The sequence below is a fragment of the Streptomyces sp. NPDC021080 genome (genome assembly GCF_044333225.1).
Taxonomy (GTDB): domain Bacteria; phylum Actinomycetota; class Actinomycetes; order Streptomycetales; family Streptomycetaceae; genus Streptomyces.
The window spans coordinates 296,023-311,206 of sequence record NZ_JBIRQM010000013.1; the positions used below are offsets into that span (position 1 = coordinate 296,023).

Annotated in this window: 12 protein-coding genes; 4 read left to right on the forward strand and 8 right to left on the reverse strand. The window is 72.6% G+C overall.

The genetic code is table 11. The features are described 5' to 3' along the window. Nucleotides 1-193: 193 nt before the first annotated feature. Nucleotides 194-820, reverse strand: a complete 627-nt coding sequence (locus tag ACH4S8_RS30545) for a TetR/AcrR family transcriptional regulator (protein WP_398399659.1) — start codon at nucleotides 818-820, stop codon at nucleotides 194-196. 392 nt (nucleotides 821-1,212) lie between these two features. On the opposite strand from ACH4S8_RS30545, the gene ACH4S8_RS30550 reads away from it, so the two are divergent. The 4 genes from ACH4S8_RS30550 to atzF all read left to right on the forward strand — a co-directional run bounded on the left by ACH4S8_RS30550 (nucleotide 1,213) and on the right by atzF (nucleotide 8,106). Continuing rightward, nucleotides 1,213-2,037, forward strand: a complete 825-nt coding sequence (locus tag ACH4S8_RS30550) for an urea amidolyase associated protein UAAP1 (protein ID WP_398399661.1) — start codon at nucleotides 1,213-1,215, stop codon at nucleotides 2,035-2,037. Continuing rightward, nucleotides 2,034-2,633, forward strand: coding sequence for an urea amidolyase associated protein UAAP2 (locus ACH4S8_RS30555; protein WP_398399663.1), 600 nt, complete (start codon nucleotides 2,034-2,036; stop codon nucleotides 2,631-2,633). Before ACH4S8_RS30550 ends, ACH4S8_RS30555 begins: the two co-directional genes overlap by 4 nt. Then, nucleotides 2,630-6,157 (forward strand): 5-oxoprolinase/urea amidolyase family protein, encoded by a 3,528-nt coding sequence (locus ACH4S8_RS30560; protein ID WP_398399665.1) that lies wholly within the window; start codon nucleotides 2,630-2,632, stop codon nucleotides 6,155-6,157. The genes ACH4S8_RS30555 and ACH4S8_RS30560 overlap by 4 nt, the downstream gene beginning before the upstream one ends. 296 nt (nucleotides 6,158-6,453) lie before the next feature. Further along, nucleotides 6,454-8,106, forward strand: coding sequence for an allophanate hydrolase (gene atzF / locus ACH4S8_RS30565; protein ID WP_398399667.1), 1,653 nt, complete (start codon nucleotides 6,454-6,456; stop codon nucleotides 8,104-8,106). A gap of 116 nt (nucleotides 8,107-8,222) precedes the next feature. Here atzF and ACH4S8_RS30570 read toward each other — a convergent pair whose 3' ends face one another. From ACH4S8_RS30570 to ACH4S8_RS30600, 7 genes are all read right to left on the reverse strand, one after another. Beyond that, nucleotides 8,223-11,084 (reverse strand): DEAD/DEAH box helicase, encoded by a 2,862-nt coding sequence (locus ACH4S8_RS30570; protein ID WP_398399669.1) that lies wholly within the window; start codon nucleotides 11,082-11,084, stop codon nucleotides 8,223-8,225. Between the two features lie 40 nt (nucleotides 11,085-11,124). Beyond that, nucleotides 11,125-12,015: a diacylglycerol kinase gene (locus ACH4S8_RS30575; protein WP_398399671.1), complete on the reverse strand. Its 891-nt coding sequence runs from the start codon at nucleotides 12,013-12,015 to the stop codon at nucleotides 11,125-11,127. A gap of 29 nt (nucleotides 12,016-12,044) precedes the next feature. After that, nucleotides 12,045-12,989, reverse strand: a complete 945-nt coding sequence (gene tatC, locus ACH4S8_RS30580; RefSeq protein ID WP_398399673.1) for a twin-arginine translocase subunit TatC — start codon at nucleotides 12,987-12,989, stop codon at nucleotides 12,045-12,047. A gap of 47 nt (nucleotides 12,990-13,036) precedes the next feature. After that, nucleotides 13,037-13,327, reverse strand: coding sequence for a Sec-independent protein translocase subunit TatA (tatA, locus tag ACH4S8_RS30585; protein ID WP_398399675.1), 291 nt, complete (start codon nucleotides 13,325-13,327; stop codon nucleotides 13,037-13,039). Between the two features lie 235 nt (nucleotides 13,328-13,562). Beyond that, nucleotides 13,563-13,757, reverse strand: coding sequence for a hypothetical protein (locus ACH4S8_RS30590; protein WP_398399677.1), 195 nt, complete (start codon nucleotides 13,755-13,757; stop codon nucleotides 13,563-13,565). Between the two features lie 10 nt (nucleotides 13,758-13,767). Beyond that, the gene (locus tag ACH4S8_RS30595; RefSeq protein WP_103553753.1) at nucleotides 13,768-14,028 is read right to left on the reverse strand and encodes a hypothetical protein; all 261 of its coding nucleotides are present in this window, start codon (nucleotides 14,026-14,028) and stop codon (nucleotides 13,768-13,770) included. Between the two features lie 113 nt (nucleotides 14,029-14,141). Next, the gene (locus tag ACH4S8_RS30600; protein WP_398399680.1) at nucleotides 14,142-15,170 is read right to left on the reverse strand and encodes a helix-turn-helix transcriptional regulator; all 1,029 of its coding nucleotides are present in this window, start codon (nucleotides 15,168-15,170) and stop codon (nucleotides 14,142-14,144) included. Between the last annotated feature and the right edge of the window lie 14 nt (nucleotides 15,171-15,184).

Here is a 15,184-nt window from a genome sequence, read left to right on the forward strand (position 1 = left end):
ATACATCCCAACTCGGTGCGCTGCGGGCGAGCTTAGTCCGACCGGATCATCGCTGTGTCATATTCAGCAAGCACCTGAAACCGCCCATAAGACTGGAGTACCCTCAGCCCCATTTACACGCTGAGCCCTCATTCGCACACGGTGCGTGATGACGTACGGACATGCGAGAACGCCGTGACGAGGGCTCGGGCCCTCAGATTCCGGCGATGCGCAGAGCCGCGTCGGCCGTGGCCTCGGCGAAGGCCGACACCGGACGCTGCGGGTCGGAACGGTGCACGAGGATGACCCCCTCGATCAGCCCGAACAGCAGATCCGTGCGCAGATCGAGCTCGCTCTTGGCGAGCGCGCCGCCGGCCGCTGTCGCGGCGAGCAACTGACGGTAGGTGTCCTTGAGTTCGGCCCGTACGGCATGGAAGCCGGCGAAGCGTTCGGTGCGCACCTCGGGCAGCAGATAGAGGCCGCCGAGGTTGTGCGGTCCCCCGCAGAGCACCTCGACGTCGGTACGGCACAGCTGCCACAGCCGCCGCTCCGCGGGCGCCGTGTCGTCGGCGAGGAGTTCACGGGCACAGGCCAGAGAGGGTGTGACCGTGGACTCCAGGAGCTGCGCGAGCAGTTCCTCCTTGCCGGTGACGTAGTGGTACATGGACGCCTGGCGCATGCCCGCCCGCTCGGCGACGGCGCGGGTGGTGGTGGCCGCGTATCCCCGCGTGGTGAACAACTCGGCGGCGGCATCGAGCAGTTCGGCGCGCGGCTCCAGCCCGCTGTCCGGCCGCTGCGCGGCCCGAGGCCTGCCGACCCGTCGTCCGCCACCCGTTCCCATGCGTTCGATCCTCGCACACGCGCCAGGCCCGACCGGGCGCGGCAGCCCGCGCGGCGGGCCCGGGGTGGGGACTCCGGGCCGGGGCACGACGGACACACGGCGGAGGCGGGGCGGGCGCGCGTGGCAGACGCGGAGCGGGCACGCGGAGCGGGCACGCGCCGCAGGCACAGGGCAGGGCAGGCAGGCAGGCAGGCAGGCAGGCAGGCAGGCAAAGGGCAGACGCAGGGCAGGCACGCACGGACTCGGGCGAGGGCGCACGGCCCCTCCACCGGCGGCGCACCTCGCGTGAGGGACAGGTAACCCCGCGGCAACACACGGGACACGGCCGCGACCCACCCCGCCCCTAATTTCTGTCGCGCGACAGAAATGACCGAGGAGCCGGAGGACCCGCGATGGCGACAGCGACCACCCACGGAGCACGCGACCACGCCCGCGCCCAGCAGGGGACCCGCGCCGAGGCCATGCCCGTCGTCCCCGCGGACGACTGGCCGGCCCCGCCGCCCGGGGCGGGCCCGCTCGTCTGGGCCGAGACCGTGGCGGGCGGCAACTACACGCACAAGGTGCTGGCCCGGGGCACCGAACTGCGCCTGACCGACCTCACCGGCGACGCCTGCGCCCACCTGCTGCTGTATGTCGCCGACCGGCCGTGGGAGCGCCTGAACGTCGCCGACACCGTCAAGGTCCAGTGGAACGCCTACCTGGGCGAGGGGCGACTGCTCCTCTCCGACCAGGGCCGGGTGCTCGCCTCGGTGGTCGCCGACACCTCCGGACGGCACGACGCCCTGTGCGGCACCTCCACGCTCGTACGCAACACCGGACGCTACGGGGACGGAACCCCGCAGTCCGCGTCCCCGGCCGGGCGCGAGCTGTTCAAGCTGGCCGCCGCCAAGAACGGGCTCGGACCCCGCGATCTGCCGCCCTCGCTCTCCTTCTTCCAGGGCGTGGAGATCCGCGACGACGGCTCGCCCGACTTCACCGGCTCGGCCGGACCCGGCGCCGCCGTCACACTGCGCGCCGAGCAGGACCTCACCGTGCTGATCGCCAACGTGCCGCACCCGGCCGACCCGCGCCCGCACTACACCAGCACCCCGCTGGAGGTGCTGGCCTGGCGCGCACGGCCGACCGCGCCGGGCGACCCGCTGTGGGAAGCCACCCCGGAGGGCCGCCGCGCCTTCCTCAACACCGCCGAATTCCTTGCCACGAGGGGGCTCGCATGACGCACGTCACCGTCCCGGCCCGGGCCGCCTGGTCCGCCGTCGTCCGCGCCGGCGAGACGCTCACCGTCACCGACCTGCACGGCAACCAGGCCGTCGACTTCCTGGTGTACGACGCCGCCGACACGGCCGTCCGCTACAGCGCCCCCGACACGATCCAGGCCCAGGGCAACATCTTCCTCACCACGGGCAGCGTGCTGATGTCGAACGAGCACACCCCGCTGATGACCGTCGTCGAGGACGAGGTCGGCCGGCACGACACGGTCGGCGGCGCCTGCTCCAAGGAGTCGAACACCCTGCGCTACGGCCACCACACCTGGTCCCAGCACGCCTGCGTGGACAACTTCCTCACCGAGGGCGCCCGGTACGGCCTCGGCAAGCGCGACCTGGTGTCGAACATCAACTGGTACATGAACGTGCCGGTCGAGAAGGACGGCACCCTCGGCATCGTCGACGGCATCTCCGCCCCGGGCCTGAAGCTGACCCTGCGCGCCGAACGCGATGTGATCGTGCTGGTCTCCAACTGCCCACAGATCAACAACCCGTGCAACGGCTTCGAGCCCACCGCGGTCGCCATGACGATCGGGGACTCCGCATGAGCTTCGACACCCTCCTGGTCGCCAACCGCGGCGAGATCGCCGTCCGGATCATCCGCACCGCCCGCGAACTGGGCCTGCGCACCGTCGCCGTGTACTCCGACGCCGACCGCGCGGCACCCCACGTCCGCCTCGCCGACGAGGCCGTACGGCTCGGCCCGGCCCCCGCCAAGGAGTCCTACCTCGACGGAGACCTGGTCCTGAAGGCGGCCAAGGACGCCGGGGCCGGGGCCGTCCACCCCGGGTACGGCTTCCTGTCCGAGGACGCGGCGTTCGCCCGCCGCTGCGAGGACGCCGGGATCGTGTTCGTCGGGCCGACGCCGGAGCAGCTGGAGCTGTTCGGCGCCAAGCACACGGCGAGGGCGGCGGCCGAGGCCGCGGGGGTCCCGCTGGCGCCGGGCACGGGGCTGCTCCCCGGCCTCCCCGAGGCCCTGGAGGCGGCCGGCCGCATCGGCTATCCCGTCATGCTCAAGGCCACCGGCGGTGGCGGCGGCATCGGCATGTCGGCCTGCCGGTCCGCCGCCGAACTGACCGAGGCCTGGGACCGGGTGCAGCGCGTCGCCGCCGCCTCCTTCTCCTCGGCCGGGGTCTTCCTGGAACGCCTGGTCGAGCACGCCCGCCACGTCGAGGTGCAGGTCTTCGGCGACGGCCGGGGCCGTGTCGTCACCTTCGGCGACCGCGACTGCTCGCTCCAGCGCCGCAACCAGAAGGTCCTGGAGGAGGCGCCCGCCCCCGGCCTGCCCACCCCCGTGCGCGAACGACTCGCCGCCGCCGCACGCGAATTGTGCGCCTCGGTCGGCTACCGCTCCGCCGGAACCGTCGAGTTCGTCTACGACGCCGCCCGCGAGGAGGCGTACTTCCTGGAGGTCAACACCCGCCTCCAGGTGGAACACCCGGTCACCGAGGAGATCTACGGCGTCGACCTGGTCGCCTGGATGCTGCGCCTGGCCCGGGGCGAGTCCGAGGTCGTACGGGATCCGGGGGCACCCCGCGGCCACGCCGTCGAGGCACGCGTCTACGCCGAGGACCCCTCGCGCGAACACCGGCCCAGCGCCGGCCTGTTGACCCGGGTCGAGTTCCCCGCCGGGGTCCGTGTCGACGGCTGGGTCGAGACCGGTACCGAGGTGACCACCTCCTACGACCCGATGCTCGCGAAGGTCGTCGCGTACGGGAGCGACCGGGCCGAAGCCCTGGAACGCCTCGACGAGGCACTGGCCGCGACCCGGATCGACGGGATCGAGACCAACCTCGGCCTCGTACGGGCCGCGCTCACCGAACCCTCCTTCCGGCGGGCGGCGCACTCCACCGCCACGCTGGCCGGAGTCGGCGATCCCACCCCGCGCGTCGAGGTCGTGTCCGGCGGCACGCTCACCACCGTGCAGGACTGGCCCGGCCGCAGGGGCTACTGGCAGGTCGGGGTACCGCCGTGCGGCCCGATGGACGACCTGTCCTTCCGGCTCGGCAACCGCGCGCTCGGCAACCCCGAGGGCGCGCCGGGCCTGGAATGCACCCTGCAGGGACCGGCGTTGAGGTTCACCCACGCCACGACGGTCTGTGTCACGGGCGCTCCAGCGCCGGTCACCGTGGACGGGTCCGCCGTCGCCCAGTGGGAACCGCTGACCGTGCCGGCCGGTGCCGTGCTGGAGGTCGGGGCACCCACCGGGCACGGCCTGCGCACCTACGTGCTGTTCGCGGGCGGCGGCCTGGACGTGCCCGCCTTCCTCGGCAGCGCCGCCACCTTCACCCTCGGCCGGTTCGGCGGCCACGGGGGCCGCGCCCTGCGCACCGGTGACGTCCTGCACGGCGGCACCGTCACGGGACACGGCACGCCCGTGCCGCCCGCCGAACGTCCTGCCTTCACGGCCGAATGGCACATCGGTGCCCTCGAAGGGCCGCACGCCGCACCGGAGTTCTTCACCGAGGACGACATCCACGACTTCTACGCCGCCGGCTGGAAGGTCCACTTCAACTCGGCCCGCACCGGAGTACGACTCGTCGGGCCCAAGCCCCGCTGGGCCCGCACCGACGGCGGCGAGGCCGGCCTGCACCCCTCCAACATCCACGACACCCCCTACTCGGTCGGCGCCGTCGACTACACCGGCGACATGCCGGTGCTCCTCGGCCCGGACGGGCCCTCGCTCGGCGGCTTCGTCTGCCCGGCGACCGTCGTCAGCACCGAACGCTGGAAGCTCGGCCAGCTCCGCCCCGGCGACACCGTCCGCTTCGCCCCGCTCGCCGACGACGGCTCCGCGCGGCCCGCGATCGTCGACGGCGGGATCCTCGCCCGGGACGGCGACGTGACCTACCGCCGCAGCGGCGACGACAACCTGCTGGTCGAATTCGGGCCCATGCAGCTGGACCTGGCCCTGCGCATGCGGGTCCACGCGCTGATGGAGGCGGTGACGAAGGCGGAGCTCGACGGCGTCACGGACCTCACGCCGGGCATCCGCTCGCTGCAGATCCAGGCGGACCCGGACCGGCTCCCCCAGCGCGAACTCCTGGACACCGTACGGCGCACGGTCCGCGCCCTGCCCCCGAGCGACCAGCTCGTCGTCCCCTCCCGCACCGTCCACCTCCCGCTGTCCTGGGACGACCCGGCCACCCGCGAGGCCATCGCCCGCTACATGGCCGGTGTCCGCGACGACGCCCCCTGGTGCCCGTGGAACATCGAGTTCATCCGCCGGGTCAACGGCCTGGACTCGGTGGACGACGTGTACCGCACGGTCTTCGACGCGGAGTACCTGGTCCTCGGCCTCGGCGACGTCTACCTGGGCGCGCCGGTCGCCACCCCGCTCGACCCGCGCCACCGGCTCGTCACCACGAAGTACAACCCGGCCCGCACCTGGACCGCCGAGAACTCGGTCGGGATCGGCGGCGCCTACCTCTGCGTCTACGGCATGGAAGGCCCCGGCGGCTACCAGTTCGTCGGCCGGACGACCCAGGTGTGGTCGCCCTGGCAGCAGCGCGGCGCGTTCGAGCCGGGCTCGCCCTGGCTGCTGCGCTTCTTCGACCGGATCAAGTGGTACCCGGTGGAGGCGGACGAACTCCTGGAGCTGCGGGCCGACATCGTCTCCGGCCGCTTCGTGCCACGCGTGGAGGAGGGCACCTTCTCGCTCGCCGCGTACGAGACCTTCCTGGCGGAGAACGCCGGGGCGATCGCGGAGTTCCGGTCCCGGCAGGGCGACGCGTTCTCCACGGAGCGGGACGCCTGGGAGGCGGCGGGCGAGTTCGCCCGCGCGGAGGCGGCGGCCGCCCCGCCCGCGCCGGCCGCCGAGGTGCGGGTCCCGGAGGGCGGCCGGCTGATCGAGGCCGAGTTCGCCGCGTCGGTGTGGCAGCTGAACGTGGCACCGGGCGAACAGGTCACGGCGGGGCAGCCGTTGCTCGCCCTGGAGGCGATGAAGATGGAATCACGCGTCCCCGCCCCGGTCGACGGCGTGGTCCACCAGATCCTCACCCGGCCGGGCGACCAGGTGGAGGCGGGAACGGCCCTGCTCGTCCTCGCGCCCCTGGAACCCTCGGCTCCCTGACTGCCCTCCGCCCGACCTCGCCGCCCCGGACCGGCCCCCACCGGTCCGGGCGTGGCCCCCGACCTCGGCCACCGCCACATCGGCCACACCGGTCCGGCCGGCCCCCGCCCGATCACCCCCTGGCTCCGCCCACACCGGTCCGGCCCCCTCACACCGACCGCCGCAGCACCGGCCCCCACCGGTCCGGCCCGGGGCCCGCCCTCTCGCCCCGGTCTCCGCTCGCACCAGCCCGTCCACGGCCCCCGTTCACTCGCCCCGTCTCCGCCCGCGCACGACCTCCGTCACAAGGAGTCCCGATGTCCGCCCTCACCCGAGTCCGTCTGGCGTACGCCCGCATCGAGGCCGTGGACCGGCCCGAGATCTGGATCGGCCTGCGCCCCCGGGCCGAGGTCGAGAGCGAGGCCCGTGCCGTGGACGAGCGGGTCGCGGCCGGCGAGCGCCTCCCGCTCGCCGGCCGGGTTCTCGCCGTGAAGGGCAACATCGACGTGGCCGGGCTGCCCACCACCGCCGGCTGCCCGGCCTACGCGTACACCCCGGACGCCGACGCCCCCGCGGTCGCCCGCCTGCGCGCCGCCGGGGCCGTCGTGCTCGGCACCACCAACCTCGACCAGTTCGCCACCGGCCTGGTCGGCACCCGCTCGCCCTACGGCGCCGTCCGGAACGCCCTGGACCCGGAGCGGATCAGCGGCGGCTCCAGCTCGGGATCGGCCGTGGCGGTGGCCCTCGGCATCGCCGACCTCGCCCTCGGCACCGACACCGCCGGCTCCGGCCGCGTACCCGCCGCGTTCAACGGCGTCGTCGGCCTCAAGCCGACCCGCGGCCTGGTGCCGACCACCGGCGTCGTCCCGGCCTGCGCCTCCCTGGACTGCGTCACCGTGTTCGCCCGCACCCTCCCGGAGGCCGAGCAGGCCCTCGCCCACCTGGCGTCCCCCTCCGCACGCGAACTGCCGCCCCTGGAGCAGCGCGCGCCCGGCCCCTGGCGCGTCGCCGTCCCGCCGACGGCACAGCTCGGCGACCTGGACGAGGGCTGGGCGCGGGCCTACGAGACGGCCGTCGACCGGCTCGTCTCGGCCGGGGCGGAGGTGCGCACCCTCGACCTCACCCCGTTCACCGAGGCCGCCGCGATGCTCTACGAGGGCGCCTTCGTCGCCGAGCGCTACACCGCGGTGGGAAGCTTTGTCGACAAGCAGATCTCCGGGGGAGGTGCCGGGCTCGACCCGACCGTCGCCGGGATCATCACCCGCGCACGGGACATCCCGGCCCACCGGCTGTACGCCGACCAGGAACGGCTGGCCTCGCTGCGCACCCGGGCGCTCGCCGAGCTGGCCGACGCCGACGCGCTGCTCCTGCCCACCACGCCCGGCCATCCCACGCTCGCCGAGGTCGCCGCCGACCCGCTGGGCGCCAACGCCCGGCTCGGCCGCTTCACCAACTCCACGAACCTCTTCGACCTGGCGGCCGTCGCCGTCCCCGCCGGCCGGACACCGGCCGGGCTCCCGTTCGGCGTGATGCTGATCGGCCCGGCGTTCACCGACGAGCGGCTCGCCCGGATCGCCCGCCTCCTGGAACCGGAGACCCGTCTCGCCGTGGTGGGGGCGCATCTGTCCGGCCAGCCGCTCAACGCACAGCTGCTCTCCCTGGGCGCCCGCCTCGACCGTACGACCACGACCGCCGCCGTCTACCGGCTGCACGCCCTGGACACGAGCCCGCCGAAGCCGGGGCTCGTCCATGTCGGCGCGGGCGGCGCCGCCGTCGAGACCGAGGTGTGGAGCCTTCCCGCGGACGGTCTGGGACGCCTGCTGGCGGCGCTCCCCCGCCCGATGACCCTGGGCGGCGTCGAACTGGCCGACGGCACCCAGGTGCCCGGTTTCCTGTGCGAACCCGGCGCGCTGGAGGGCGCGCCCGACATCACGTCCTACGGCGGCTGGCGCGCGTACCGCAGCCGCTGAAACAGGTGCGGCCGGCGGTGTGCCACCCTCCCCGGGCGGGGAGAGTGCACGCCACCGGCCGCACCGGCTCGGCTCCACGACGGCGGGACCGCAGACCGCCGGCCCCTCGGTCGGCCTCAGCCCACCGACGAGTAGGCCACCACCCCGCGCAGCAGGGCGTCGACCGCCTTGCGGGCGTTCTTCGAGACCGTCGACCCCTCGCCGCCCGAGACGGGCGCGGCGGCCGCGATCTGGCCGAGGACGTCGATGACCTGCTTGCACCAGCGCACGAAGTCACCGGCGGGCATCTCGGCCTCGCGCAACACCTCGTCCAGGCCCTTGCCGGAGGCCCACTCGTGGGCGGCCCAGGCGAAGCCGAGGTCCGGCTCGCGCTGGCCCACGCCCTCGGTCTGGTTGATCCGGAAGTCCTCCTCCAGCGCGTCCAGACGACCCCAGATGCGCACCATCTCGCCGAGCGCGGCCTTGGCCTTGCCCGACGGCACCTTCGGCGCCATCGCGTCGTCCGCCATCCGGGACTCGTACACCAACGCCGAGACGCAGGCGGCCAGTTCGGCCGGGGAGAGGCCGTCCCAGACACCGGCCCGCAGACATTCGCTGGCCAGCAGGTCGAGTTCGCCGTACAGCCGGGCGAGCCGCTTGCCGTGCTCGGTGACCTCGTCGCCGCGCAGGTAGTCCAGCTCGGTGAGCAGGGCGACGATCCGGTCGAAGGTGCGGGCGATGGTGTTCGTCCGGCCCTCGATCCGGTGCTCCAGCTGCGAGGTGTCCCGCTTGAGCCGGTGGTAGCGCTCGGCCCAACGGGCGTGGTCCTCGCGGTCGTTGCACCCGTGGCAGGGGTGCGCGCGGATCGCCGTGCGCAGCCGGGCGATCTCACGGTCGTCGGCGGCCTCGGAGCGCCGCTTGCGGTGCCGGTCCGGGACGATGTGCCCGGCCTTGGTGCGCAGGGCGGACGCGAGGTCCCGACGGGACTGCGGGGAGCGCGGGTTGAACGACTTGGGGATCCGCATCCGGTCGAGCGCCTCGACCGGCACGGGGAAGTCCATCGAGGCCAGCCGCTTCACCTGGCGCTCGGCGGTCAGCACCAGCGGGCGCGGGCCGTCGTGCTGCTCGAAGCCGCGGTGGCCGTTCGACCGGCCGGCGGGCAGCCCGGGGTCCAGCACCAGGGCCAGTCCGGCGTACTTGCCGGTGGGCACGTGGATCACGTCACCGGGCTTCAGCCTCTCCAGGGCGACGGCCGCCTCGGCACGGCGCTGCGACATACCCTGCCGGGCCAGTTCGGTCTCGCGGTCCTTCAGTTCGCGGCGCAGCCCCATGTACGCGTCGAAGTCGCCGAGATGGCAGGTCATCGACTCCTTGTAGCCCTCGAGGCCCTCCTCGTTGCGCTGCACCTGCCGGGAGATCCCGACGACCGACTTGTCCGCCTGGAACTGCGCGAACGACGTCTCCAGCAGCTCGCGCGAGCGGTGCCGGCCGAACTGCTCGACCAGGTTCACCGCCATGTTGTACGACGGCTTGAAGCTGGAGCGCAGCGGATAGGTGCGGGTGCCCGCGAGTCCCGCGAGGTGCTCGGGGCTGAAGCCTCGCTGCCACAGCACGACCGCGTGGCCCTCGATGTCGATGCCCCGGCGGCCGGCGCGGCCGGTCAGCTGGGTGTACTCGCCGGGCGTGATGTCCGCGTGCTGCTCGCCGTTCCACTTGACGAGCTTCTCCAGCACCACCGAGCGGGCCGGCATGTTGATGCCGAGCGCGAGGGTCTCCGTCGCGAAGACCGCCTTGACGAGGCCGCGGACGAAGAGTTCCTCGACGACCTCCTTGAAGGTGGGCAGCATGCCCGCGTGGTGGGCCGCGATGCCGCGCTCCAGGCCCTCCAGCCATTCGAAGTAGCCGAGGACGTGCAGGTCCTCGTCCGGGATGGAGGCGGTGCGCTCCTCGACGAGTTCACGCACCCGTGCCCGCGCCGCGTCGTCGTTCAGCCGCAGACCCGCGTACAGGCACTGCTGCACGGCCGCCTCGCAGGCGGCGCGGCTGAAGATGAACGTGATGGCGGGCAGCAGCCCCTCGGCGTCGAGCCGCTCGATGACCTCGGGCCGGCCCGGGGTCCAGATCCGCGAGCGCTGTCTGCGCTCCCGCTCCCGGTCGGCCTCGCGCATCGCGCGGCCCCGTCTGCGGTCCTGGTACGACGGACGGCTCGCCTCCATGCGCGCCATGCGCGTGAGGTCGGGGTTGACGGCCTTGCGCTGGCCCTCCCCCTCCTCGAAGAGGTCGTACATCCGCCGCCCGGCCAGTACGTGCTGGAACAGCGGGACGGGCCGGTGCTCGGAGACGATCACCTGGGTGTCGCCACGCACGGTGTCCAGCCAGTCACCGAACTCCTCCGCGTTCGACACCGTCGCCGACAGCGACACCAGGGTCACCGACTCGGGGAGATGGATGATCACTTCTTCCCAGACGGCGCCGCGGAAGCGGTCGGAGAGGTAGTGCACCTCGTCCATCACCACATAGCCGAGCCCGAGGAGGGTCTGCGAGCCCGCGTACAGCATGTTCCGCAGGACCTCGGTGGTCATGACGACCACCGGGGCCTCGGAGTTGACGCTGTTGTCGCCGGTGAGCAGGCCGACCTTGTCCGCCCCGTAACGGCGGCACAGGTCGGCGTACTTCTGGTTGGAGAGCGCCTTGATCGGCGTGGTGTAGAAGCACTTCTTGCCCTGCTGGAGGGCGAGGTGGACGGCGAACTCGCCGACGATCGTCTTGCCCGAACCGGTGGGCGCGGCCACCAGCACACCCTTGCCCGCCTCGAGCGCCTGGCAGGCCTCGATCTGGAAGGGGTCGAGGCCGAAGTCGTACATCTCGCGGAAGGACGCGAGCGCGGTGGCCTGCTCGGCAGCGCGCCTGCGCGACGCCGCGTACCGCTCGGCCGGTGAGAGGTCCTCTGTCATCGTGCTTTCGAGACTACCGGGAGGCACTGACACAAGGACGATCATTATCCGGATCAGGGGCCGTGAAACCCCGGATCCCCGCAGCTCAGGGAAGTGCGACGCGCACGGCTGCCCGTATGCACTCCGCGGTGAGCGGCAGCGGCCCGAGCGGCTCCCCGTCCGCGTACCCGGTGACCCCCTCGGCGAGCAGTTCGACGCGGGCCGCCCGGTGCACGCTCACCACGGGATGGCCGACGTGGGTGCCCCGGTAGACCCGGGGGAAGATCTTGAGCAGCGTCGCGCGGGAGCAGTCCCCGACCACCGTGATGTCGAACAGCCCGTCACCGAGGCTCGCGCCGGGACATATCCTCATGCCGCCGCCGTACGACGATCCGTTGCCGACGGCCACCAGGGTCGCCTCGATGTCCCGGATCTCGCCGTCGTCCAGTGTGATGCGGTACGGGACGGGCTTGAACGCGGCCAGTTCGGCGACCATGGCGACGTCGTACTTGAAGCGGCCCACGGGCAGGCGCATGCGGTTGCCGCGGTCGTTGACCCGGGAGTCGAAGCCGGAGGCCAGGACGGTGCCGAACCAGGTGCCGTTCACCCGGCCCAGGTCGACCTCGCGCAGCCTCTCGCCCCTGAGCGCCTCGGCGATCATCCGGCCCGCGGCCGCGGGGTCGCCCACGGGCAGGCCGAGGGCCCGCGCGAAGTCGTTGCCGGTCCCGGCCGCGACCAGTCCGAAGGGCGTACGGGTCCCGGCGACGGCCTGGAGGGCCAGGTTCGCCATGCCGTCCCCGCCGACCGCGACGAGGGCGCCGGTACCGCCGGCGACCGCGTCACGGGCCCGCGCGAGGGCGTCCGACACGTCCTCGCCCTGGACGGTCTCGACGGAGAATCCCGCGGCACGCAAAGCGGAAGCGGCCGGCAGCGCCGCTCGGGCGCCCCGGCCGCGGCCCGCGGTGGGGTTGACGATGAGGGTGATCTCGCTGGTCACAGGGTGACCCTACGAGGTCCCGGGCTCCGTCAGGTCACGTCGTCATAACCGTTGACCCGGTCCGTGGTGGCCTGCTCCGGAAGGGTCCGGCCGGCCGTCACGGGCTCGATGTCACCGATGGCCTCGGGGGTGAGGTCCAGATCGGAGGCTTCGTCGTCGCCGGGACCCTCGGCCTCGCGGCGGGCCCGGCGCCGGTCGTTGAGCAACGCCACCGCCACGGCGATGAAGTAGAGCGCCCAGATCGGGGACGCCAGCGCCAGCATCGTCATCGGGTCGGGACTGGGCGTGGCCACGGCCGCGAAGGCCGTGATGCCGATGATCATGCCGCGCCACCAGCCGAGCATGCGCTTCCCGGACAGCACACCGGTGAGGTTCAGCAGGATCAGCAGCAACGGCATCTCGAAGGCGAGACCGAAGACGACGATCATGCGGGTGATCAGGTCCAGCAGGTCGTCCAGCGGCAACAGGTTCTCGGCACCGCTCGGCGTGAGGTCGATCATCACCTTGGCCGTGGTCGGCAGCACGTGGAACGCGAGGTAGCCGCCGGCGAGGAAGAGCGGAAAACCGAGGCCGACGAACGTGTAGGCGTACTTCTTCTCGGTGCGGTGCAGGCCGGGGGCGACGAACGCCCACAGCTGGTACAGCCAGACCGGCGACGCGAGCACGACACCCGCCGTCAGGGCGACCTTCAGGGCCAGCGTGAACGGCGCCAGCAGGCCGCTGACCGTGAGATGCGCGCAGTGCGTGTTCTTGGCGTGGGTCAGCTCCCCGAAGGACTGGTGACAGCCGATCTCGGCGAGCATCGGCTTGGTGATGACATCGATGATGTCCCTGTAGAAGAAGGCCGCGACGATCGTGACAACGAGGATCGCCAGGACACCCTTCGCGAGCCGGTTGCGCAGCTCACGCAAGTGATCCGCGAGCGGCATCCGGCCCTCGGGATCCCTCTCCTCTTTGCGGGCGGACTTGAGCAACCCACATCCTCATCTCGTGCAACGGACCGGATGGCCCGGTCCTCGCGTCAGCGCTGGGTCGTGTCCGTGGGCTCGTTGACCGGGCGGGAGCTGGTCACGTCGCCGGGCGCGGCCTGGATCGTACGCTGAGCGGGAGTGGGCTCCTCGGCGGACTCGGCGGGCGTGGCGGTGGTGGGCTGCTTGCCCTCCTCCTTCATCGCCTTCGCCTCGCTCTTCAGGATGCGGGCGGACTTGCCGAGCGAGCGCGCCATGTCCGGCAGCTTCTTGGAGCCGAACACGAGGACGATCACCACAACGAGGATCAGCAGGTGCCACGGCTCAAGTCCGTTGCGGAACATAAGTCTTTACCTTCTCACCGAGGCTGCATGGTCAGGGTGCTGTCCGATCGATCGGACGTGTGTCCGATCATCACGTTGTCAGCGATCGTAACGCTCAAGGGTGAACGCGGGGCAATCCCCGCGCGTACTCCCGCTTCGCGGCCCGCGCCTCAATCTCCGGGCCCTGCCCTGAGCGTACCTGGCCAAGGCACGAAGTCGACAGGCTGGCGTGACGCATTGCGCATCCACGGACGGCTCACACCGCGTCCATGGAACGCACCGCTCCGGCCGCGGCTCTTTCCAGGTCGTCGGAGGCCGCGCCGACACGGCGCGCGGAGTCGGCCACCTGCCTCCCCAGACGCTCCGCTTCGACGAAGACACGGACGGCGAGCACTCCGAGAACCGTGATTCCCAGGAAGCCCGCGGCGATCGCAAACATCGGCCAGAACATGACGACGACCCTAGAGGGTGGAGTGCAGCCGCAGCGTGCGGACCCCGCCCCCGGTGAGAAGTTCGACGATGCGTTCCCCGGCGGGCTTGCGGACGGCGGAGCCGCACGCGGGACAGGTGAACGAGTAGAACGTCGTGCGGCTGCTGGCGCCGATGGCCAGGCGCAGGGCGCCGGGGGTCAGCTCGAAACCGGCCCGGCAGTCGGGGCAGGCGGCCTTGAACATGACCTCGACCACCCGGCGCATCCCGGCGAAGGCCGTACCCACCGACATCTCCGGCCCGCCCGAGGACGGCCTCGCGCGTCCCGGCGCCCCCGCCCGTCGTCCGGCCCCCGGCTTCTCCGAGGTACCCGGCCTTCCCTGCGCACCAGACATCGACGACGTCCTCAAAGCCCTTGCTCCCGCCCCTCGTACGGTCTGTCCCGGACCTCCCCGAGCCCGTCCGGCACGTCGTCGTAAGCGGCGAGCGCCTCGCGGGCCGCGCTGCGGGCGCTGTCCGCGAGAGCCTGCGGCGAGACGATCCGGCCGTCGCCGCCGAGGCGCAGGGCCAGCCGCCGCAGCGAAGCGGGATCGGGTGTCCGCAAGGTGATACGCAGCCCGCCGTCCGGCAGCTCATCCGCGCTGTCGTGCGGGTAGTACTCGGCGACCCAGCGCCCGCCGGGACCGACCTCGACGACCACCTCGGGGTCCTCGGCCGCGGGCTGGACGAGGCCCTCGGACAGGTCACGCAGCTCTATCTCGGGCGGCGCGGACGGCTCGTCCAGGATGCGGATCTCGGCGACCCGGTCGAGCCGGAAGGTACGGCGCGCCTCGGAACGGCGGCACCACGCCTCCACATAGGTGTGACCGACGCTGACCAGGCGGATCGGGTCGATCTCGCGTTCGCTCAGCTCGTCGCGCGAAGGCGAGTAGTAACGGATCCACAGCCGGCGCCGCTCGGAGATCGCCCGGTCCACGTCGGCGAAGACACCGCCCTCGGACTCGAAGGTCACCGACAGCCGGGAGCTGGCGCCCGCCGCCTCGCCCGAGGCGGCCTCCACCTTGGCGGTGGCCCGCAGCAGTGCCTGCCGGTCGCCCTCGCGCAGGCCGGGCAGGGTGGACACCGCGCGGGCGGCCACCAGCAGCGCGGTCGCCTCGTCGGCGGCGATCCGCAGCGGCTCGGCGACGTCGTCCGGGTTGTGCCACCAGATCCGGTCGCCGTCGGTGTCGATGTCGAGCAGGTCCCCGCCGCGGAAACTGGTCCCGCACAGCGGCAGCACGTCGAGGTCGGAGATCAGCTCGTCCTCGGTGATCCCGAAGGCGCGGGCGACATCGCCGACGCGGGCGCCGGGGCGCTCGCGCAGATAGGTCACCAGGGAGAGCATCCGCCGGGTCTGGTCGATCGCGTTCGTGGGCCTGGCCGGTTTTCCTGCCACGTTCTTGCTTTCCC

Coding starts and splice junctions, on each gene's coding strand:
- ACH4S8_RS30545 (WP_398399659.1), bottom strand. CDS start 820: ATGGGAACGGGTGGCGGACGACGGGTCGGCAGGCCTCGGGCCGCGCAG.
- ACH4S8_RS30550 (WP_398399661.1), top strand. CDS start 1,213: ATGGCGACAGCGACCACCCACGGAGCACGCGACCACGCCCGCGCCCAG.
- ACH4S8_RS30555 (WP_398399663.1), top strand. CDS start 2,034: ATGACGCACGTCACCGTCCCGGCCCGGGCCGCCTGGTCCGCCGTCGTC.
- ACH4S8_RS30560 (WP_398399665.1), top strand. CDS start 2,630: ATGAGCTTCGACACCCTCCTGGTCGCCAACCGCGGCGAGATCGCCGTC.
- atzF (WP_398399667.1), top strand. CDS start 6,454: ATGTCCGCCCTCACCCGAGTCCGTCTGGCGTACGCCCGCATCGAGGCC.
- ACH4S8_RS30570 (WP_398399669.1), bottom strand. CDS start 11,084: ATGATCGTCCTTGTGTCAGTGCCTCCCGGTAGTCTCGAAAGCACGATG.
- tatA (WP_398399675.1), bottom strand. CDS start 13,327: ATGTTCCGCAACGGACTTGAGCCGTGGCACCTGCTGATCCTCGTTGTG.
- ACH4S8_RS30590 (WP_398399677.1), bottom strand. CDS start 13,757: ATGTTCTGGCCGATGTTTGCGATCGCCGCGGGCTTCCTGGGAATCACG.
- ACH4S8_RS30595 (WP_103553753.1), bottom strand. CDS start 14,028: ATGTCGGTGGGTACGGCCTTCGCCGGGATGCGCCGGGTGGTCGAGGTC.